This window comes from Leptospira fletcheri (assembly GCF_004769195.1).
In the GTDB taxonomy this organism is placed as follows: Bacteria; Spirochaetota; Leptospiria; order Leptospirales; family Leptospiraceae; genus Leptospira_B; species Leptospira_B fletcheri.
Genome location: NZ_RQET01000007.1, coordinates 69867 through 90927, shown reverse-complemented (window position 1 = coordinate 90927; position 21061 = coordinate 69867). Strand labels below are relative to the sequence as shown.

The following is a 21061-nucleotide window of genomic DNA, read 5'->3' as shown; positions in this document are numbered from 1 at the left end:
CTTTTTCAATTTATGGGACTGAATTTTCACCGCTTTTCTTGGGAAAGCAATGGTTTTTTTTTTCGCTTATCAACGTTCCGACGCGAATATCGTGCTCTTCCGCAACGAATTCGCATGGGAATAGGGACTCGAAAGTCAGACCGATGAGTTTCGATTTTGGAATTTCCGCAAGAGTCCGGTCGTAAAATCCTTTTCCCCTACCTAGCCTCGCTCCTTCCGAATTCCAGCCCAATGCAGGCACCAAAATCCAATCCGCTTGGTCGGGCAAAATCTCCTCTTCTCCTACCGGCTCGAAAATTCCGAAAGCACCCGATTGGATTCGATCCGGCTTCAAAAAGACCAGTTTTGTTCCTATGATTTTCGGATAATAGCAACGGATTTTTTCCCCGATCACGAAATCTTCGGCGAACGGCGGGATCTCGTAACGGTCCGGAAAGTAGGTAATAATCTTTGGTTTCGAATTTTCCCGAAGGGATGCGACAATAATTTCTTTCAGAGCGTTTTGAATTCGATTCTCTTTTTCTTTTCTAAGCGAAATCGAAAGGAGAGCTTCCTTCACTTTTTTCCGGAGTTCCCGTTTCGACTCCAAAATTATAAGTCTCCGATCAGGCCTTCTTCCAAGAGAGTAATCAATTTTCGGGTTTTTTCTTCCGCCTGGGGAGAAGCAGGCCCTCCGGAATTCTTTCCGGAATTTCGGAGCTGCTCCAGTTCGTCCGCAAAATTCAATGCCGCCAATACCGCAAGCTTGAGTTTGGGGGCGGAAGACATCCCCAAACTCAGCTCTCGGATCTTTCGATCCACAATGTCCGCCAATCCTTGGATATACTCCGGATCCGCGTCGCCGACGATCGTGTAATCGTCGCCTAAAATGCGAGCACTTACTTTTTCGCTCATTTCTCCGGCTTATGATCTTTGGTATGATCTTTCGGGTCGTCTTCTATAACGAGGAAATCATCGTCTTCGTCTGCGTCAAAAACGCTGATCGCATCGTCGTCATCTTCGATAATGATATCGTCGTCTCCCACGGAAACCGGGCTGAATTCCTCGATCGGTTCGTCCGTGATAATGATTTCTTCGTCGTCTCCCGAACTTTCGGAAGATTCGGAAATCACTGCGATATCATCGTCCTCGTCGTCCAAAAGAATGATTTCATCGTCTTCGTTAAAATCCTCTTCGGAGGTGTCTCTTTCCACTGCTGGAGCAGGAGGAATGATCGGAGGCATTTCCGCCGCCGGAGAAGCAGATCCTCCCGCAAAAGAGGAAGCGGAAGGGACGGAAGAACTAGCGGGAGAAGCACTCCCGACACTCGGCGCGCTTGAAGGCGTATGAGAACTAGAGCTCGAAGAAACAGGAGAAGTGGGAAGACCATCCAATCGACCCAAAAGCTGGTTGATCTTGCCTTCCAGTGCCCTTTCGCGTTCCTTCAGCTCTTCCAATTCTTTCGTCGTTTTTTGGAGTTGCTCTCTTACGGACGCGAGTTCCTTTTCCTTTTCCTCCATGGCCAGTTTCATCTGGTCATTTTCCGCACGGAGAGTTTCATTTTCCGATTCAAGGCGACCGTTTTCCGCGCGGAGATCGCTGATCAGTTCGAGGGCCTTAATGACCTTACTTTCGAGTTCTTCGATGGTCTCCATTGTTAGCATAATGAGAACCTCATCCTTCCGCTACGTGATTTTTTAATAGGACGCATACAGGGTTTCCGATAGGACAAACCTGGATCTTTTTGGACCGCCAAACCGGCAAAATCCATCCTATTTTTCTACTTTCGGCAAAAGAGAAAAACCTTTTTTTAGAAAAACAAAAAAGAGCCCGGGTGAAATCCGGGCTCTTTTGAGGCTGGAATCCGAAAATCCATCGTTTTCGGCCCGGTTTTCTCACTTAGAAAAGGAGAAACCTTTTACCGGGGAATTTTAACCGGCTACCTTGATTTTCTCGACCAGAGCGTTAAAAGTCTCTTTGTCGTTAAACGCGAGTTCGGCCAATGCCTTTCTATCCAGATCGATGCTGGCTTTTTTCAAACCATACATGAACTGAGAATAGGAAAGTCCTGCTTCGCGAGCCGCCGCGTTGATCCGTATGATCCAAAGTTTGCGAAAATCGCGTTTTTTGGCCCGGCGATCGCGATAAGCCCATTGTCCGGCCTTCATTACGGCGGACTTGGCTGTTCTGTACAGTTTAGAGCGCGCGCCCCTAAAACCTTTGGCCTGTTTCAGGATTTTTTTGCGACGATTCTTGTGAATGGTTCCGTTTGTAGCTCTTGGCATTATCGCACTCCGTAGGGCATTAATCTAACGACGGATTTCCAATCGGCATCCACGACCAAAGTCATTCCCCGTAGACGACGGCGTCTTTTGGGTCCTTTTTTGGTAAGAATATGACGGGTGTTCATGCTCTTCCGTTTGATTTTGTTATTTTTGGAAAACTTGAACCGTTTTGCTGCGGCCCTGTTTGTCTTCAGCTTAGGCATTTTCCTACCTCAATTATTCCTAAAGTTCTGCTCTCTATTTCGCGACAGCGGGGCTGATTACAACAACGATCTGGCGCCCGTCCAAAACAGGTTCCCGTTCCGGAGTACCATGACCTTTCAGGTCCTCCACCATACGGTTTACGACGTTCATCCCCAATTCCGAGTGCATCATTTCTCTACCACGGAAGCGGAGACTTACTTTCACCTTATCCCCTTTTTGAAGGAATTCGACAGCGTGACGTTTTTTAATTTCGTAATCATGTTGGTCGATTCGAGGACGAATCTTCACTTCTTTTACGTTGATTACGTGTTGTTTTTTCTTCGCTTCCTTGCTTTTTTTGAGCAGTTCGAACTTGTACTTACCGTAGTCGATCAGCTTGCAAACATGAATTTCCTGGTCCCCCGAGACTTCGACCAAGTCCAGGTTTTCTTCCTTCGCCTTCCGGAGGGCTTCTTCGAAACCGACGATCATTACACCGTCATCTGTTACCAATCTTACCTGGGATACCCCGGTAATTTTTTCGTTAATTCTATGGCTAAACAGTTTATCCGTTGGTTTAGGTTGGGGCTTCCTCTGCATTCAGTCTCCGGCTATTTTTCCCATTTTTTGGCTCTTGGGTACGCGTTCAAGCGATTTTCTCCCAGCATACGTCGGGAGCGGGAGTGGATTCAAGTAGAATTTCGGGGCAGGCCCCACCCTGCTCTGGGTGGGGGCCGGTGCGGTGGTACCCCGCCGGAGACATTCCGACGCGCGTAGCATGCAATTTCTCTTACGTAAAGTTCTTTTTGGAAAATTCTTTGTAGGAGGTCATACAGGCTCGTAATACGAAAAGAAGTTGCCGAAACGACGTTTTACGACGGGGGCTTCATGGGAATGCCCTATCGGCTCGAATTCCTAGTCCCGACCTCAATTCTCTTCTTGCAGAAGCTTCATAAATTCGGCCAAGGTCATGCTTATGGTCTCTTCCGAGCCTCTCTTCCGGACTGCGAGTGATTCGGATTCTTTTTCCTTTTCCCCGAGCACGAGAAGATAATTGGTCTTTTTTAAAATAGAGTCGCGGATCTTCGCCCCGATCTTTTCGTTGCGGAAGTCCCCTTCCACACGATAGCCCGAGTCGATCAGTTGCTTTAGCACCTTCTCGCCGTAAGGTTGCACGGAATCGGTGACTGTCAGAATTCGAACTTGGTTCGGTGAAATCCACAACGGAAATTTTCCTTCGAAATGTTCGATCAGAATTCCGATGAACCTTTCCAAGGATCCGTAAATCGCTCGGTGGATCATGACGGGCCTTTTTTTTGCTCCGTCAGAATCGGTATAATCCAATTCAAAACGATCGGGCATGGAAAAATCGATCTGGATCGTACCGCATTGCCACATTCTTCCGATCGAGTCCTTGATGTTGAATTCGATTTTAGGACCGTAAAAAGCGCCTTCTCCTTCCTTGATCTCGAAAGGGATTCCTTTCTTATCCAAAGCCAACTTCAGGGCCTTGGTAGCGAATTCCCAATCCTCGTCCTTTCCCTGGGATTTCTCCGGACGAGTAGCGATATAGGTTTTGAATTCGGTGAACCCGAACTTCTTGTACACTTGAAACGTGAAGTCGATAATGTCCACCACCTCGGATTCCAGAAAATCCAGCGGGGCATAGATATGAGCGTCATCCTGGGTGAAGGCGCGGACTCGAAAAAGACCGTGAAGAACCCCGTGCAATTCATGCCGGTGCACGCTCCCGAGTTCCGCAAAGCGTAAAGGAAGTTCCTTGTAGGAATGAAGATGATGTCTATAAATCAGACTGCATCCGGGACAATTCATCGGTTTGATGGCGAATTCTTCCTCGTCTATCGAAACGAAGTACATGTTTTCGCTGAAATTATCCCAGTGACCACTTTTTCTCCATAAGTCCGAAGATAGTACCGCAGGAGTCCTGATTTCCTGGTAACCTCTTTTGGCGCATTCCTTCCGGATATAATCCGCCAACGAATTCCAGAGAACCGTTCCTTTCGGATGCCAAAACGGAAAGCCGGGAGCCTCGGGTTGGAAGGAAAAAAGATCCATTTCCTTTCCCAGCTTACGATGGTCCCGTTTTTTGGCCTCTTCCATACGGAAGAAATACTCGTCCAACTCCTTTTTGGAAGGAAAAGCGACGCCGTAAATGCGGGTAAGCATTCGATTTTCCTTATTCGCTTTCCAATAAGCGCCGGACAAGGCGGTGAGTTTAAAGGCCTTCAGGAGTCCCGATCTCGGAATATGAGGACCTCGGCACAAATCGAACCATTCCCCCATCCCGTAAATGGATACCTGCTCTTCCGGAATTTGGCCGATGATTTCAATTTTATAATTCTCGCCCATCTTTTCGAAGGTATGGATCGCTTCCTTCTTATCCCAAACCTTGCGGAAAACCTCGAAATCGCTTTCCACGACTTTCTTCATTTCCGCTTCTATTTTCGGAAAATCTTCCGGAGTGATGACCGCGTCTCCGAAATCGATGTCGTAATAAAAAAATCCGGGACCGTTTTCGATCACCGGCCCCACGGTCAACTTGGCCTGTTTGTAAAGATTCTGTACGGCCATTCCGAGCAAGTGAGCGGCGGAATGCTGAAAGGTTTCCCAGCCTTCCTTGTCCTGAAAAGTGAGCACTTCCAATCCGGCGTCAGTATCGATCGTTCTACTCAGATCCAAAATTCTGTTTCCGTTTAAACGAACAGCCAATGCCTTGTTCTTTAAGAACGGAAGATTCGATTCTATGAATTCCTTATAGGTAGAACCTAACGTCGCCTCTTTTTGGCTTCCGTCAGGGAGAACGAATTTTACTACTTTATTGCTGACTTCCAATGTATATTACCGAGCCCTACTTCCATAACGCCAACACAAGGGATTTTTCACAACCATTTCGCTCCCTATCTAAAACCCCTTGACCCTATACTTCTCTCGAACACCCTGTCCTTAACTATGAAAGCGTTCTTGGTTTTAGAAAATGGGGACGTGTACGAAGGAGAATCCTTCGGCTACGAAACCCGTTCCGTCGGAGAAATCGTCTTCAACACCTCGCTGGCAGGGTATCAGGAAATTCTGACGGACCCCTCTTACGCGAACCAAATCGTCACTTTTACCTATCCGATGATCGGAAACTACGGCGTCCATCCGGAGAATATGGAATCCTCCAAAATCCAAGCGAGCGGAATGATCGTAAAGGAATACGTAGACCGACCTTCGAATTTCAAATCCCAAAAGACCTTATCCGAATTCTTAAAGGAATATAAGATCCCCGGAATCCAAGGGATCGACACACGTAAACTGACTCGCTTTATCCGTACGAATGGATCTCCGAACGGAGGGATCTTCGTGGCAGAGAAATATTCCGACTCGTTTCTACAAGAGGTAAAACGCTTTCCCGGGATCGCCAACGCCGACCTGGCAAAGGTGGTCTCCACCGATCATAAATACGAATTCGGAAATCCGACGGGGAAAAAATACAAATTGGCCGTGTACGATTACGGAGTAAAAACCAATATCCTAAGACTCTTGGATTCTGCCGGCTTCGCGGTCACGGTTTATCCCGCCCAGACCCCGGCGGAGGAAGCGATGAAGGATGGAGTGGACGCGTTTTTTCTCTCCAACGGTCCGGGAGATCCCGCAGCCTGCACTTATGCGATCGAATCCACGAAAAGTATATTACAAAAAGGGTATCCATTATTCGGGATCTGCCTGGGCCATCAAATTATAGGGCTTACTCTCGGTAAAAAAACGGAGAAAATGAAATTCGGTCATCGAGGAGGCAACCAGCCGGTGAAAAACATGCAGACCGGTAAGGTGGAAATCACCTCGCAAAACCACGGATTTGCCGTGGTAGCGGAAACTTCCGAAAAAGAACCGATTTCCTTCCTGAATCTGAACGATCATACCGTCGAAGGAATCCTAAAATCCGGCTATCCTCTCCTTTCCGTGCAGTATCACCCGGAAAGCTCCCCCGGACCGAATGACAGCAGATACTTATTCGAAAAATTCTACGAACTCGTGCATTCCACCAAAAACGGACTTCGATTAACAGGGATTCTTTGATTCAAATCTAAAATCGCGTCTTAGCGAACCAGCGGGTCAGTTTCAGATTTCCGCATGCGTTCAAGTGGGTATAGTCGCCGAAGTCCGAGGAGGGAAATTCCTCTTCCGGCCTGAGAACCGTTATCCCTCTTGCCTTTACGAGCTCGAGAAATCCCGCCAATGCGGTATCTTTTCCCAACGCAGCGACAAAATCGGGACGCGAAGGGATCACTAGTATACGATACGGAATCTTTTCCTTCTCCAGCGTATCGAAAATCCTTTTCCAAGCATCCAGGGAAGAAGCGCGAACCTTGGAATAACTTCGTTCCCATCCGACTTGAGGCAGAGGTTTCGGATCCCGGTTCGGGATGCACTCTCCCGTATACGGTTCGTCGCGATTCCATTCCATAAAACCCTCGTTTCGGTCCAGTTCCTTCCCCAAACCTTCGTTTCGAATCCGATTGAATTTCCACCTTCGGATCGGATCCAACTCCAAGACATTCGCCAACCTGGGATCGATTTCCGAAAACTGCTCCGTCCTAGGGATCGGTCTTAATTCCGCGGACAAGTTGGAATTCAACTTTAGCAGAGGAAATATTCTGGAAAGGGCGAAGAAAACTCCGTCGCCGAGACTTCTAAAATAGAATTTGCGTTTGATCGGATCCGAATAAAAATCCCACCGAAAAGAATCGAAATTCAACACCAAGGATCTATGAACGGGAACGACGTCCACATCCGCCGTGTTAAAGTAAGAAGCGTCCAAAAAAATCTTTTCCGGCCGGATCCGAGCTTTCAAAAGCTCTTCCAATTCCGTTAACATTCCTTCCGGCTGTTCCGAAGGTCTGGGCAAAAATAGGATTTTCTTACCGGAAATCTTCTCCAGATCCGCAGGTTTAAGCCCGCTTATCAATTGGCTATCCCCTAAAAAAAGCCAGAGGTTCGAAGTCCCCCGTATCTTTTCGTCTCTTAGAACCTTCTCGAATCTTTTTCCAAAATAATCGTAGAGATACGCGTTCTTTTCCTGGTACGGAAGCAGAGAGTCGAAAAGGAAACCGCTCCCCGCAATCAGAAAGAGCAGAAAAATCGCTCCGTAAAAAAGAATTTTATTTTTTCGGAATATTCCCATTTCAGAATTGAAAATAAAAGAAGACTTTTTTCTCAAACACTCCTCCTGCCATGAACAGGAGAGCGTAGCAAAACGCCAGACCGGAAATTTTTACGAAATATTCGGGTCTGGCCCAACGGGAAAAAAAGGCGTCACTCCCGCCCGCCCTCATTTGCAGTACGTCCATCAATAGGAGCGGAATTCCGAAAAAACAGATCTTAGCCGCTAAAATCGGAGACCAATAAAATCCGGAAATGGCGTTTTGAAAATACGGACTTAGGTCCTTCTCGCTACCTACGTGAAAAAGGATCAAACCCAAAGAAAAAATTCCCCAAGTCAGAACGATTCCTCCCACCCGAATGCAGTTTCGGGTCCAACCCGGCAGATTCCAATCGTATCCGGATACGATCTTGGAACCGACATCGTAGGCTACGATATGCAGGCCACAGAATAAGCCCCAGACCAAGTAACCGTAAGCCGCTCCGTGCCAAAGACCGCCTAAAAGCCAGACGAAGATGATATTCAGAGTCTGACGTAGGAACCCGTGGCGATTTCCTCCCAAAGGAATGTATACATAATCCCGAAGCCAACTAGAAAGAGAAATATGCCATCGCTTCCAGAACTCTACGGGGTTGGAAGCTAAATAAGGAAAATTGAAATTATTCGTAAGACGAAAACCGAGCATGCGAGCCAAACCTCTGGCGGCATCCGTATAGCCGGAAAAATCCGCATACAACTGCAAGCTCATCGTAAAAGCCAACCACCAGACGATCCCGGCCGGCCATTGAACTCCCGGCTGCAGCACTTTCTCCACGAAAAATACCAGATTGTCTCCCACGAAGGTCTTCTTAAAAATCCCCCAAGCGAATAACCAAAATCCTCCCCAAATATTCTCGAAGTCCGGATCTCTCCGGTTCGCTATCTGGGGCAAAAGCGAATTCGGCCTTTCGATCGGTCCTATCAGTAACAGGGGAAAGAAAAGATCGTAAACGGAAAACTGAACGATATCATCGGTAGCGGTTATTCTTCCGGTCCGGATCTCCGCTATATAACTGATATTATGAAAAGTGTAAAAGGAAATTCCTAAAGGAAGCAGCAATTTCGGAATTTCGATCCTATTCCCGTCGAACATTCCGATCAGATCGTTCCAAATCTGCACGCCGAAGGAACTGTATTTAAAAATTCCTAATAGACATAGATTCAGTGCGATCAGAATTCCTGCGATCCGATTTTTGGAAGACTCCTGCGAGCGCGCCAACCAAAGGCCGCCGAAAAAATTTCCCAGGACGGAAAAGATCAATATGCAGGTGGGTTCCCACCCCCAAGAGCCGTAAAAGACCAGCCCTGCGATTAATAGCAAAACGTTCTGCCCTTTGGTTCCTAGGTATACGTACGTGCAAAACACGACCCCGAAGAAGACCAAAAATCCTAGGGAATGGAAAAGCATGGAAAACTTAGGATTCTTCTATCAGCTCGAGCAATCTTTCTTTCTCTTTCGTATCCGCCGGATAGCATAAGGTCTGATTTGCGGTCGAAGTCTGAAAATCCTTGCTCTGCCGATCCAGTTCAACGATCTTATTTCTGATCTTACGGACTACGATCTGGGTCTCTTCCCTATCTTTTCCGTCAAGAACTACGACGTATTTCCCCTGCCCTACACGATAGCAATAATCGCTTTCCCCTAAATTATCCTGAATCGCGTTCCGAAGCTCTTCGCAATAATAAGCGAAATAACCGGCGCCTTTCATTTTGACCACGCGGGTAGGATTTTGAACTTTAAAAATCGTTAAACTAAAGGGGGCTCCGACTCTGGAGGCCCGCGCGATGGCTTCGGTGATCTTGGATTCCACCGGACTGAACGGATCCCTGAAAACTGCGTCTCTCTCCTCTAACATTAGAAGATTGGAAAGTATCGGCGCCGTTGTCTCCGCAATCCCGACCGCGGTCTCCCGATCGCGGTCCGTCCACGGGAATTCCGTCTCGTGAACGATCAACATACCTACAAGCCAATTCAGGTTTAAAAACGGAAGGATATCGAATTCCCGCATCAGACCCAATTCGTCGTTGCTTAATTGCGCCGACAGTTCCGGGTTCTTTCTGAAATTCGCGATCCGGAATACTCCGGAAACATTCGCAACGATCCCGACCAGATTGGAGTCCAAAGCCAATCTGAATTTTCCGACGGTTTCCGGAGTAAGAAGATTGGTTCCAAAAACCTTATATTCTTTTCGATTCGCTCGATCCAATAAAAGAAAACTCCAGCGACGCAGACCCAATTCTTTCCTTAATATATCGATGAGCCTGTCGTAGATTTCGTCCAAATCCCTGACGCTGGTCAACTCTCTCGCGGTGGACAATATCCTTTCGTTGCTCTTTAAGATTTCCTTTAAATGATCGTTTTCCTGATGGATCGTTTCCGAGTCCATAATCCTTCGGAAAACGGATCCGGCGATCTCTCCCACCATCTTTAGGAACTCCAAATCCTCGATGGTGTAATCCTCTCCTGAGACGGTTTTGGTAAGCGATATAATACCGTAGAATTCTTCGTTATGACGGATCGGGACGAGAATCTCGGAAGAGGTCTTTTCCAGAATCTCTTTCTCCTTTTTCGGAACTCCCATTTTAAGCATCATTTTTGCATAAATTACGGAAGGAGCCTTTTTAACGGCTTGGTATATCTCGTCTCCTGATTCCAGTACCCAATTCGGATCGGCATCTCCTCCTTGGGCCTCCATAACTCTGAGTGCGTCGAAGTCGCCGTTCGTCGAGGAGAAGATATATACCGCCTCCGCCCCGACCTGTCCCAGGATCGAATAGGATAAGTTTTCGAAAAAATCGGCGAAATCCCGGGAGCCGGAAATTTCTTTAGAAATTTCGAATAAAGCCAGATAGTTCTCCAACTTCTTACGCGAAGCGATCTGCACATCCATCGGAGAGGTGGAATGATCCGAATCGTCGTCGAACAGGAAATCCGCTTTTTCCGTTTCCGACTGCCTCAGACTATTCTGCCGATTCGCTTCCTTAGAGGCTTGGCTTTCGGCATCCTGGAGCCAGTCGGAAAATGGATCGGCGATTTCCTCCGCAGGAGGAAGGGTCTCGCCGGCCGGTTCTTGCGAGATCGGTTCCGATGCAAGATGTTCCTCTTCCTCTTCGAAAGAAGGAAGGTCCTCCAAAGGGGATTCCTGAACTTCTTCCGAAGATTCCCCTAAATTCTCAAAAGCGGATTCCGGAAAATCGATTTCTCCGAAATCCGGTTCGCTCGATTCGATCGGTTCCGCGTTCTCCGGCGCTTCGGTGGAATGTCCGAAATCGTCGGACGCAGATTGCGAATCGAAAGCGAATTCCTCCTCTTGCGAAGAGGAAGCCGGAGAAGGTTCGAATTCGGCCGGATCTCCGAAGGCGGAACGATACTCCTCTTTTTCCTTTTCCTTCTTTCCGGCGAATTCCTTCGCCTTAGCAAGCAATCCCCTGGCTCTCGCCGCAATGGATTTTTTCAGAAGAGAAGGCTTTTCCGCGACCTCTCCCGTGGAGGAAACGGGACTTGACGCCAGCGCTTCCGGAGAAGAAGTCGATTCGGAACGGATTATTCGACTGACTTTGTCCAGAAGACCCATAGCCGTCAAACGCCGATTTGTTTCATTAATTTCTTATAAAGTTCGAAATAGTCGGATCTGGAAAATTCCCGGATCATATCGTCGGGAAGATTTCCAAGCAATTCGTCCAGATAAAGCAGGATCCTTTTCATTTCTTCCTGCGTAGGCTGAACCTCTCCTTCTTCCGTAAGTGCTGAAGAGGAGGCTGCGACCTCGGGTTCCGCGGTTTGGCGGATTTCTTCGATCGGAGAAAGTTCGTCTTCGTCCGCAAACTCGTCCAGAACGATCAGTAAATCCGGATCCGGTGGGAAGGATTCTATCGTCGGAACGAGTTCGTTGAGTTCCGCTGCGGGAATGGATTCCTCCGGGAAAGGGAAATCCGGAATCAGTTCCTCTTCTCCGGAACCTCCTAAAGCATCCAGATCGGACGCAGGCGGAGGTTCGGATAACAATTCTTCCAGATCGGAAACACCGGTCTCAGGGAGTCCCGCAGGTTCACCCTCTTCTTCCGCCAATAGATTTCCTAATTCGTCATCGGAGAGAGTGATCGGCTCTTCCGCTTCTTCGCCCAAATCCCAGTCGGAAGGCGCAGCGTGTTCCTCCGAAGACAAGTCGCTTAAATCCGCAACCGGACCGTCCCAATCCACTTCGTAATCCGACTGGACCTCCGGAAGAGGTTCCCCCAACTCTTCCAGTTCGTCGACAGGGATCGAAATCGGAGTGTCTTCTCCCTCCGGAGAAACATCCCGATCCGTGACGGATTCTTCCTCGCCTTCGGAAAGAAGATTTCCCAGCTCGTCTTCGGACAAGGCAATCGGTTCCTCCGCATCGGCAAAGAAATCGGACTCTTCGGGAACGGGAGTTTCTTCTCCTTCTCCACCCGAAGAAAGAAGATCTCCCAGTTCATCGTCGGAAAGTGCGATCGGCTCCTCCGGTTCTTCTTCCGAGAATAGCTCCGATTTGGAGGGGGAAGTTTCCTCTCCTTCCAACTGTCCCAAGTCGGCAAAGGCAAGATCGTCGAATCCCGTTTCAGGGGTTTTGATTTCGGAAGTTTCTTCCTCCCCGGAAGAGAGAAGGTCGCCCAATTCCTCGTCGGAGAGTGCGATAGGTTCTTCGGCGTCGGAGTCGGAGAGGAATTCTTCTTCCGACTCTTCTTTCGGCGGCGCTAGCTCGCCTTCTTCCCCACCCGAGGAGAGAAGATCTCCGAGTTCGTCGTCGGAAAGTGCGATCGGTTCCTCGGAATCATCCGAAGAGAGAAAATCGGATGCAGGCGGAATCGTTTCCTCTCCTTCCTCCAGCATCCTCGGCGCAAAGGGATCGTTTTCCTCCGAAACAACTTCGGAGTCAAAATCGCCGAATTCGTTAACGGGAAGAGAAATCGGTTCTTCGTGCGAATTCGAATCGTGACCGAGTACCGGTTCGTCCAGATCGGCTCCGAAATCGAAATCGACAGGGGCCGGTTCCGACTTCTCCCGCAAATCGATGGCGTCCGGATCGAAGGAGAAGTCCGAAAGTTCTTCCGGCTTCAGCTCCTCAGAAATTTCGAGATCTTCCAGAGACATTGCTTCCGGTCCCTGATCTTCGCCGGAGGACAATAGATTTCCGAGTTCATCATCGGAAAGAGCGATCGGTTCCTCGGATGCGTCCGAAGAGAGGAAATCCGCCGACGCTTCCGTTGCGGGTTCCTCTTCGACTTTGAGATCTTCGGATCCAAAATCGAATTCGGAAGTTTTTTCCTCCTCGGTCAACAAGTGTTCGAGTTCGTCGAGAGATAGGTCGGAGGAAGAAGGAGCAGATTCCTCCTCCAATAAATGGTTCAATTCGTTGTCGGAGAGGGAGATCGGTCCTTCGTCATCGGAAAGAAAATCGTCTTCGACGGCAGCTTCCCCGGCATGCGGCGATCCCGCTTCCTCTTCGCTCATATCGAAATCCGCGAGATTGGAACTTATATCAATATTTTGTAATTCATCATCGGAAAGGGAAATTTGGGATTCGTCTTCGAATTCCAGATCGGAGAATCCGGTCTCGTGATCCTCAGAGTCGAACGGTTCCTCCTCGGAGTGAAAGGCGGAAGCGGGAACCTCTCCGGGCTGGGAAAAATCCCCCAAATCCAAGGAACCGAGATCGGAAAATGCTTCGGTCGACTCTTCGGACGGAGTTTCCGCCGGAGAAGAAGAACTTTTCCAGGAAGGACTCGATGCAGCGGAGGTTGGGACGGATCCGCTTTCCTCTTCCTCATCTATGTCCAAGAGTCTATCGATTTCCGCGTCTATGAGAGGATCGGAAAGTTCGAAGTCGAAATCCTCGTCCAGGTGGACCTCTTCGTCCAATTCGTTCAGATTGATGCTTAGGTCTTCGGTGGTAAAATCACTCGTAGATTCCAGATCTCCGAATGGGTCATGATCTTCTCCTCCGAGTAAGTCGGATTTCTTCTCGAAACCGTCCTCCTCGGAAGAATCGGTTACCGGAATGGAATCAAAATCGAAGGCGGAAGGGTCATCGGTGGACAGGAGAGAATCGATGTCGTCCAAACTCATTTCATTCGGATCAAATTCCTCGCCGTTTCCCTTCGGAAGATCTTCCCCTTCGCTCATCCTAAATTCGTCCGCCATGCTTCCTACAAACTATCTTCTCTTATACCGGAAGATCCCTGAATTTCCAGGGAAAAACAATCCGAAAACGTACTCTTCATTTACCGAAGACGAAGCTCCCGCATGGAGCTCCGTTTTCCCCCTCCCCAATCAAGGAGGAAGATTTCTATCTTAATTTTCGGAAAGAGAGGACCCCAAAAGTTAGCGGGAAGCCGCTAAAATTCGGGTTTTTGCCTTTTGTAGGAGGAGATTTTTCTCCGGTGAGAGGGGAAGAGTTTCAGCGTCTTCCAACGCTTTCTTGGCCGAGTCTAGGTCGATCTCTTCCTTTAGGGCGCCGTGGTCCGTTAAAATCGTAACCTTGTTATCCCGTATTTCGAAGAACCCGCCCTCGATCACCACGATCTTCGTCTTGTTTCCTTGACGGATTTCCAAGATCCCGACCCCGAGAAGAGAAACCAAAGAGGTATGTCCCGGTAAAACCCCGAAAAAGCCCTCGTTTCCGGGGACGACCAGACTATCTGCGTCCCCGCTATAGAGTACTTTTTCCGGAGAAATCACGGAAACCGTCAATTTGGAGCCAGCCATTATGCCCTCAGGTTCTTGGACTTCTCGATCGCGTCTTCGATCGTTCCGACCATGTAGAAGGCCTGTTCCGGAAGATGGTCATAATTTCCACTAATCACTTCTTTGAAAGAACGAACCGTATCTGCCAATTTGACATATTTACCAGGAAATCCGGTAAAGACTTCCGCAACGTGGAAAGGTTGAGACAGGAATTTCTCGATTTTTCTGGCCCGAGCCACGAGGACCTTATCGTCTTCCGAAAGTTCATCCATTCCGAGAATCGCAATGATGTCCTGGAGGTCCTTGTAACGCTGTAGAATCCTCTGCACTTCCCGAGCGACACTATAATGCTCTTGGCCCAGAACTTCCGCATTCATAACGCGAGAAGTGGAGTCGAGCGGATCCACTGCGGGATAAATTCCCTTATCCGAGATCGCACGAGAAAGAACCGTGGTTGCGTCCAAGTGAGCGAATGCGGTCGCAGGAGCCGGGTCGGTCAAGTCGTCCGCAGGAACGTAAATCGCCTGAACCGAAGTGATGGATCCCTTACGGGTAGACGTGATCCTTTCCTGAAGAGCGCCCATTTCGGTGGATAAGGTCGGTTGGTATCCCACTGCGGAAGGCATCCTTCCCAAAAGAGCGGATACTTCGGAACCTGCTTGGGAAAAGCGGAAAATATTATCCACGAAGAGAAGCACGTCCGTTCCGATGGAATCCCGGAAATGCTCGGCCATAGTAAGAGCCGATAAAGCGACACGAAGACGAGCGCCCGGGGGCTCGTTCATCTGACCGTAGCAAAGAACGGTCTTATCGATAACGCCGGATTCCTTCATCTCGCGCCAGAGGTCGTTCCCTTCTCGGGTTCTTTCGCCTACCCCGGCAAACACGGAAAATCCTCCGTGTTGTTTCGCGATGTTATTGATCAATTCTTGGATCAAAACCGTTTTTCCAACCCCGGCTCCTCCGAAGAGTCCGGTCTTTCCTCCCTTGATATAAGGAGCGAGAAGGTCGATCACTTTGATCCCGGTTTCGAAAACTTCCGTGCGAGAAGAAAGATCCTCGTATCCCGGAGCGGAACGGTGGATCGGTTTTCTTTCCTTTACCTGAACCGGAGTTCCCTCATCGATCGCGTCTCCGAGAACGTTAAAAATCCTTCCCAGAGTCACGTCCCCTACCGGAACCGAAATCGGAGCTCCGGTATCGACCACTTCTTGTCCGCGGATCAATCCGTCGGTGGAAGAAAGCGCGATCGCACGGACCGTCGCGCCACCTACGTGCTGCTGCACTTCGGCCACGATCTTTTCTTTTTTTCCTCCGGCGGAGGACTGAATTTCGAGTGCGTTAAAAATTTCGGGAAGATGTCCGGATTCGAATTCTATGTCCAGAACCGATCCGATGATTTGTTTGATTTTACCTTTGCTCATTCCAAGTAACTCCAATTCCAATAAAAACTAGTTTAGCGAATCCGCCCCTGCGACGATTTCCGAGATTTCCTGAGTGATCTTTGCCTGACGAACACGGTTGTATCCTCGGGTCAATACCTTGATCATTTCCGAAGCCGCGTCGGTGGCGGACTTCATCGCGATCCTCTGTGCGATCTGCTCCGAGCAGTTCGCTTCCAAAATCGCTTTCAAAAAAGCAGTCTTAACGACCAAGGGAAGTAGTGATTCCAAGATGCTTTCCGGACTGGGCTCGTAGATCACGCTGTCCCCTACCGTTCCCTTGCCTGATGCTTCGAAAGGAAGAATTTTCGTGACTTCCGCTCTTTGCGAAGAGGAAGAATGATACACCGTCGAAACGATCTCCACAGCGTCGACTTCCTCTTTTGCAAAAAGATTCAAAAAGAATTCGGCGAATTCTTCCGCTTCTTTGTATCCGGATTTGTCGTTGATATGCGTATAGGTTTTTTCGATCTTCTCTCCGGCAAATTTGAAGTAAGACACTCCTTTTTTGCCGACTACGAACAAACGGACTTGGGAGCCCGCTTTTCTTAATTCTCCAATCCGGTTTTTTGCCAGACGGTTCGCGTTCGAATTGTATCCGCCGCAAAGACCCCGATTCGCCGTGATCACCAAAAGTGCAACGGAACGGATCGCCTGAGGTTTACGCAAGTAAGGACTCTTGACCACTTCGGAAAGGGAAGCAAGAGATCCAACCATCTCCTTAATCTTATTGGAAAAGGGATGGGAAGCGTTTACCCGATCGCTCAGTTTTTTGGATTTGGCGGTGGCCACCATTTCCATTGTCCGAGTGATTTTCCGGGTATTCTTAACGGATACGATCCGTTTTTTTATTTCCCTTTGTGTAGCCAAGATCCTCTCCCGATTACTTCAGGTTTCTGACAAAATCGCCAGCGATTTTAGATACGACTTCGCCCAATTTGCCTTCGTCGGAAATTTTCTTTTCCGTACGAATCGCGTTTAAGACTTCCGGATGTTGCCCGCGGATGGTGTTCAACAAATGGATTCCGAATTCGCGAGCTTTTGGAACGGGAATCTTGTCCATATGCCCACGGGTCACCGCGAAGATCTCCACGACCTGTTCTTCCACGGGGTACGGGTTCGAGACCGGTTGTTTCAGCACTTCCACGATACGATATCCGCGATCCAACTGGGATTGAGTGATCGGATCCAACTCCGTTCCCAACTGAGCAAACGCCTCGAGTTCGCGGAACTGGGCCAATTCCAATTTCATTTTTCCCGCAACTTGTTTCATCGCTTTGATTTGAGCGGCGGAACCGACCCGAGAAACCGAAATCCCGACATCCACTGCAGGACGAACGCCTGAAGCGAACAAGTTGGACTGAAGATAAATCTGTCCGTCCGTGATCGAAATCACGTTCGTGGGGATGTATGCGGAAACTTCGCCTTCCTGAGTCTCGATGATCGGAAGAGCGGTTAAGGAACCTGCGCCGTATTTTTCATCCAGCTTTGCGGCTCTTTCCAACAGACGAGAGTGAAGATAGAATACGTCTCCAGGATACGCTTCACGGCCCGGAGGACGACGTAGCAGTAACGACATTTGTCGGTATGCGACCGCCTGTTTGGAAAGGTCGTCATAAACGACCAAGGTCGCCTTCTTTTCGTTATACATAAAGTATTCCGCAAAGGAGCAACCGGAATAAGGAGCGATGTACTGCATCGGAGCAGGATCCGCGGCGGTAGCGGAAACTACGATCGTGTAATCCATAGCTCCGAAAGCCTTCAGCTTTTCCACCGTCGTTGCGACAGTAGAGGCTTTTTGACCGATCGCGACGTATACGCAAATCACGCCGGAACCTTTTTGGTTGATGATGGTATCGAGTGCGATGGAGGTTTTTCCCGTTCCGCGGTCTCCGATGATCAACTCCCTCTGTCCGCGACCGATCGGAATCATAGCGTCTATACTCTTGATTCCGGTTTGCATCGGCTCTTCCACGGGTTGTCTCATGGAGATTCCCGGCGCCGAACTTTCCACGGGGCGAGTCAGTTTTGTTTGAATCGGGCCTTTTCCGTCCAGAGCCTCGCCAAGAGGATTCACTACGCGACCCAGCAATTCGGGGCCTACGGGAACTTCCAGAATCTTGTTCGTGCGCTTTACGGTATATCCTTCTTGGATATTCTTATAATCTCCGTAAATGATCACACCGACGGAATTGTCTTCCAAGTTGAAGGCCTGCCCGCGGACTCCGTTTTGGAATTCTACGAGTTCTCCCGCCATGACGTTTTTCAAACCGAAGACTCTCGCGATCCCGTCCCCTACTTCCAGAACGGTTCCGACTTCCTCGACGCCTAGATCTTTTTTGTAATTTAAGATTTCTTGTTTAAGAACCGACGCAATTTCGTCCGTTTTAATTTTCATACATAACTCCGACCGGTAGTTTTCTTTCCAGCAAGGCTTGCCTTACTTTTTTAAGCTGGCTTTTCATGGATGAATCGATCGCCAGATCATGGAAACGGACCACAAAACCACCGATAAGGCTCGGGTCCTCCTTAGCTTCCAAGATGAAATCCGACTTGAATTTTTCCTTCAGAAGATCCCGCAATTTCGCCAATTGCGAATCGTCCAAAGCGGGATAACTATTCACTTTGGCGCGAATGCGTCCCGCTTTCCGATCCAATTCCTCTTTAAATGCCTCATGGATTTCGGGCAGAAAGGAAAATCTCCCTCTCGCAAGTAATACTTGCAGGAAATTTAAAGTGATTTCCGAAACCTTCCCTTGAAAGGTTTTGGCCAGGACCTTTTCCTTGTCTTCTCTCGCGACGGAAGGCGTTTCAAAAAAATCGCCGAACTGGGGTTCTAAATTCAGGATTTGGAGTACGGAATCGAGTTCCTGCTCCGCCTCTTCCAGGGAGGAACTTGCCCCGGCAAACGCCGCGGCGTATGTTTTTGGGATCGCGGAATAGCTCATTTTAAGCGCTCAGTTTCTTGATCTTGACCAGCTCGTTTTCGATAAAGGATTTATAATCGTCCGACTTGAGCTGTTTTTCCAGCACCAGACCTGCTACCTGCACGGTCATGCCTACGATCTGCTCCTGAAGTTCCGCCAAAGCCTTGGACTTCGCCAATTCTATATCCTTAATGGCACCGTCTTTCATTTGCTTCACTTCTTTAGAGGCGTCTTCCAGCATCTTATTCCGAACGCTTGTGGCGTCCGTTTTAGCTTCTGCGACGATTCCGTTCGCTTGGTCGCGTGCTCCGGCAATTTTCGTCTCGTAGTCTTTGAGAAGCGCCTCCGCCTCGGAGCGGACGTCTGCAGCCTTACGAATATCGTTTTGAATGGTCTCGGCCCGTTCATCCAGGGCTTTGAGAATCACATCCCAGGCGAATTTCTTCAGGACTAGGATCACGATCCCGAAAGTAACCAGGGTCCAAACAACTAGACCCGGATTTACGTCGAGAAGACCGTTCAGCCCTTTAGCTGCTAAGAGAAACAAGATTATTTACCTTCGGCGGGTGCGGAAACTGCGGTTTTTGCCTTTTCAACGCCTGCTTTTACTGCGTCGTTCAGGGTTCCGGCCGCGAGGAATGCGATCACAAGCGCGAACAACGCCGCACCTTCGATCAGAGCCGCGGAAATGATCATCGCGGTTTGGATTTTACCGCTGGCTTCCGGTTGACGGCTGATACCTTCTGCTGCGGATCCTCCGATCCTTCCGATTCCCAAACCTGCGCCAAGGATTGCGATTCCAGCTGCGATTCCTACTCCGATGTATCCTAGTCCGAATTCCATTTTGCTACTATCTCCTGTTTGAACTCACAATATGATTATAAATTAGTGCCTATGCATGCTTAAGCCTACGAAGAGCGAGGTCAAAAGCGCAAAAACGTACGCCTGCAAAAAGGCGACGAACAATTCCAGAACGTAGATCACACCGGCTCCTAACATGGAGACCGGAATGATTCCCCAAGCCTTGAACTGGAAGATGAATCCCATCAAAGCCAGGATGATGACGTGCCCGGCGGTCATGTTCGCCAAAAGACGCACCGTCAATGCGAAGGTTTTTGCCGCAGGGGAAACGATGAACTCCAGCGGCCACATTAGGAAATAAAGCGGCCAAGGCACTCCGTTCGGAACGGAATGAATCACGAATTTGGGGCCCTGGTAAATGAAACCCGCGGCATAGATCAGCGCCATGGTCATTAAGGCCAGAGTCATCGTTACGGAAACATCTCCCGTCACGGTGATTCCGTTCCAGACTTTCGCGAGCCAGATCGGTTCGTGATGGCTAACGGCAGCAGCGGTTTCTTCCGCAGCCTCCGCAACCGAGTCCTCGTTCACATAATGCTGAACGATTTCCGAACCGACTTGCACGACTTCTCCCACCGGAGGAAGGAGGCCTAAAAGATTACAGAAAAGGATGAAGAAGAAAAGGGAAAAGATATAATGATAGTAACCATGTCCGTGACCGTCCATGTTCGCATCCACGACATCCTTTTTTAAGAAGCCGAGGAAGGTCTCTACCGCATTCGCAAAACGTCCCTGGACCTTGAGAGGATTTCTCGCAATGATCCTGGCAGCGGGAATGAAGATTACAAAAAGAAGAATAGCAACGATCCACATCATGGTCACTCGGCGAGTGATATGCAAATCGAATCCGCCTATAAAATGGAACCGTTTGTTGTTATGGTGGTCAAAGAATATGTTGTCGTTGGAAGACTGAAAACCTTCCTGATCCTCATACACCTTATGCCCGCCGATATTCAGCGGAAACTCGGCATGGTCCATCAGGTGATGAACGAGAACCTCGTTCAGATCGAACCCTTCCGTTGCTCCCTCGGAGGCGAACATAGGTAGGGCAGAAAAGAGTAAGATGGCGGCTAAGATTCGTTTCAACATACGTTTTAAAAAAGAAGCGATCGTTTCCCTTTCAGGAATCGGGGTCCGGGAAGATGCCCGGAAAGTTCTAACGTTCCGCTCGGGTCGGCCGAATCGCATCTAAACGGCGCTCGTTCCTTCACCTTGCGAATACCAATATTAATAAGTTTGCGAAATGAGCAATAAAAAAACCGATTACGAAACCTTCCCCTTCCCCCCTAGATAAGAATGCCAGCAAACAGGCCATCTGAATGAAAAAAAATAGAACGTTCGTTCCTAGTTGAGCGGAGACTGCATTCGAAAAATTCCTACTCAATAGAAAAAAACGGATCGAGTATGAGGCAAAAGAGAGAACCAGAGAGACTGCGACCCCCTTCCAAACGGAAACATTCAGTTTTGGTCCG

20 protein-coding genes are annotated in these 21061 nt (G+C 48.9%); 1 reads left to right on the top strand and 19 read right to left on the bottom strand.

Annotated features, from left to right (window positions below):
* Positions 1-10: 10 nt before the first annotated feature.
* The 7 genes from EHO60_RS10305 to thrS all read right to left on the bottom strand — a co-directional run bounded on the left by EHO60_RS10305 (position 11) and on the right by thrS (position 5300).
* A complete protein-coding gene (locus tag EHO60_RS10305; protein WP_135768114.1) occupies positions 11-589 on the bottom strand; it encodes a 5-formyltetrahydrofolate cyclo-ligase in 579 nt (192 codons plus the stop codon).
* Positions 590-591: 2 nt separating this feature from the next.
* The gene (locus EHO60_RS10300; protein ID WP_135768113.1) at positions 592-894 is read right to left on the bottom strand and encodes a cell division protein ZapA; all 303 of its coding nucleotides are present in this window, start codon (positions 892-894) and stop codon (positions 592-594) included.
* Positions 891-1643: a cell division protein ZapB gene (locus tag EHO60_RS10295; protein ID WP_135768112.1), complete on the bottom strand. Its 753-nt coding sequence runs from the start codon at positions 1641-1643 to the stop codon at positions 891-893. Before EHO60_RS10295 ends, EHO60_RS10300 begins: the two co-directional genes overlap by 4 nt.
* A gap of 267 nt (positions 1644-1910) precedes the next feature.
* Positions 1911-2264: a 50S ribosomal protein L20 gene (gene rplT, locus EHO60_RS10290; RefSeq protein WP_016547697.1), complete on the bottom strand. Its 354-nt coding sequence runs from the start codon at positions 2262-2264 to the stop codon at positions 1911-1913.
* Complete coding sequence (gene rpmI / locus EHO60_RS10285; protein ID WP_135768111.1) at positions 2264-2467, bottom strand: 50S ribosomal protein L35; 204 nt, start codon at positions 2465-2467, stop codon at positions 2264-2266. The genes rplT and rpmI overlap by 1 nt, the downstream gene beginning before the upstream one ends.
* A gap of 34 nt (positions 2468-2501) precedes the next feature.
* On the bottom strand, positions 2502-3047 hold the full coding sequence (infC, locus tag EHO60_RS10280) for a translation initiation factor IF-3 (protein WP_135768110.1): 546 nt from the start codon (positions 3045-3047) through the stop codon (positions 2502-2504).
* A 327-nt stretch (positions 3048-3374) separates the two neighbouring features.
* Complete coding sequence (gene thrS, locus EHO60_RS10275) at positions 3375-5300, bottom strand: threonine--tRNA ligase (protein WP_135768109.1); 1926 nt, start codon at positions 5298-5300, stop codon at positions 3375-3377.
* Positions 5301-5417: 117 nt separating this feature from the next.
* Between thrS and carA the strand changes: the two genes are divergently transcribed.
* On the top strand, positions 5418-6527 hold the full coding sequence (carA, locus tag EHO60_RS10270) for a glutamine-hydrolyzing carbamoyl-phosphate synthase small subunit (RefSeq protein ID WP_135768108.1): 1110 nt from the start codon (positions 5418-5420) through the stop codon (positions 6525-6527).
* A gap of 7 nt (positions 6528-6534) precedes the next feature.
* Here carA and EHO60_RS10265 read toward each other — a convergent pair whose 3' ends face one another.
* From EHO60_RS10265 to atpB, 12 genes are all read right to left on the bottom strand, one after another.
* Positions 6535-7668 (bottom strand): hypothetical protein, encoded by a 1134-nt coding sequence (locus tag EHO60_RS10265; RefSeq protein ID WP_246028256.1) that lies wholly within the window; start codon positions 7666-7668, stop codon positions 6535-6537.
* Positions 7634-9058, bottom strand: coding sequence for an MBOAT family O-acyltransferase (locus EHO60_RS10260; protein ID WP_135768106.1), 1425 nt, complete (start codon positions 9056-9058; stop codon positions 7634-7636). Before EHO60_RS10260 ends, EHO60_RS10265 begins: the two co-directional genes overlap by 35 nt.
* 7 nt (positions 9059-9065) lie before the next feature.
* Positions 9066-11225 (bottom strand): GAF domain-containing protein, encoded by a 2160-nt coding sequence (locus EHO60_RS10255; protein ID WP_135768105.1) that lies wholly within the window; start codon positions 11223-11225, stop codon positions 9066-9068.
* Between the two features lie 5 nt (positions 11226-11230).
* Positions 11231-13816: a hypothetical protein gene (locus EHO60_RS10250; RefSeq protein WP_135768104.1), complete on the bottom strand. Its 2586-nt coding sequence runs from the start codon at positions 13814-13816 to the stop codon at positions 11231-11233.
* A 180-nt stretch (positions 13817-13996) separates the two neighbouring features.
* On the bottom strand, positions 13997-14380 hold the full coding sequence (gene atpC, locus EHO60_RS10245; protein ID WP_135768103.1) for an ATP synthase F1 subunit epsilon: 384 nt from the start codon (positions 14378-14380) through the stop codon (positions 13997-13999).
* A complete protein-coding gene (gene atpD / locus EHO60_RS10240; protein ID WP_135768102.1) occupies positions 14380-15783 on the bottom strand; it encodes a F0F1 ATP synthase subunit beta in 1404 nt (467 codons plus the stop codon). Before atpD ends, atpC begins: the two co-directional genes overlap by 1 nt.
* Before the next feature lie 27 nt (positions 15784-15810).
* Complete coding sequence (gene atpG, locus EHO60_RS10235) at positions 15811-16671, bottom strand: ATP synthase F1 subunit gamma (protein ID WP_135768101.1); 861 nt, start codon at positions 16669-16671, stop codon at positions 15811-15813.
* 13 nt (positions 16672-16684) lie between these two features.
* On the bottom strand, positions 16685-18199 hold the full coding sequence (gene atpA, locus EHO60_RS10230) for a F0F1 ATP synthase subunit alpha (protein ID WP_135768100.1): 1515 nt from the start codon (positions 18197-18199) through the stop codon (positions 16685-16687).
* Positions 18189-18749, bottom strand: coding sequence for an ATP synthase F1 subunit delta (gene atpH / locus EHO60_RS10225; protein WP_135768099.1), 561 nt, complete (start codon positions 18747-18749; stop codon positions 18189-18191). The genes atpA and atpH overlap by 11 nt, the downstream gene beginning before the upstream one ends.
* 1 nt (position 18750) lies before the next feature.
* Positions 18751-19275 carry a F0F1 ATP synthase subunit B gene (locus EHO60_RS10220; RefSeq protein ID WP_135768098.1) on the bottom strand — a complete coding sequence of 175 codons (525 nt, stop codon included), beginning with the start codon at positions 19273-19275 and terminating at the stop codon, positions 18751-18753.
* Positions 19276-19277: 2 nt separating this feature from the next.
* Complete coding sequence (gene atpE, locus EHO60_RS10215) at positions 19278-19571, bottom strand: ATP synthase F0 subunit C (protein WP_135768097.1); 294 nt, start codon at positions 19569-19571, stop codon at positions 19278-19280.
* A gap of 42 nt (positions 19572-19613) precedes the next feature.
* Positions 19614-20678, bottom strand: a complete 1065-nt coding sequence (atpB, locus tag EHO60_RS10210; RefSeq protein WP_135768096.1) for a F0F1 ATP synthase subunit A — start codon at positions 20676-20678, stop codon at positions 19614-19616.
* Between the last annotated feature and the right edge of the window lie 383 nt (positions 20679-21061).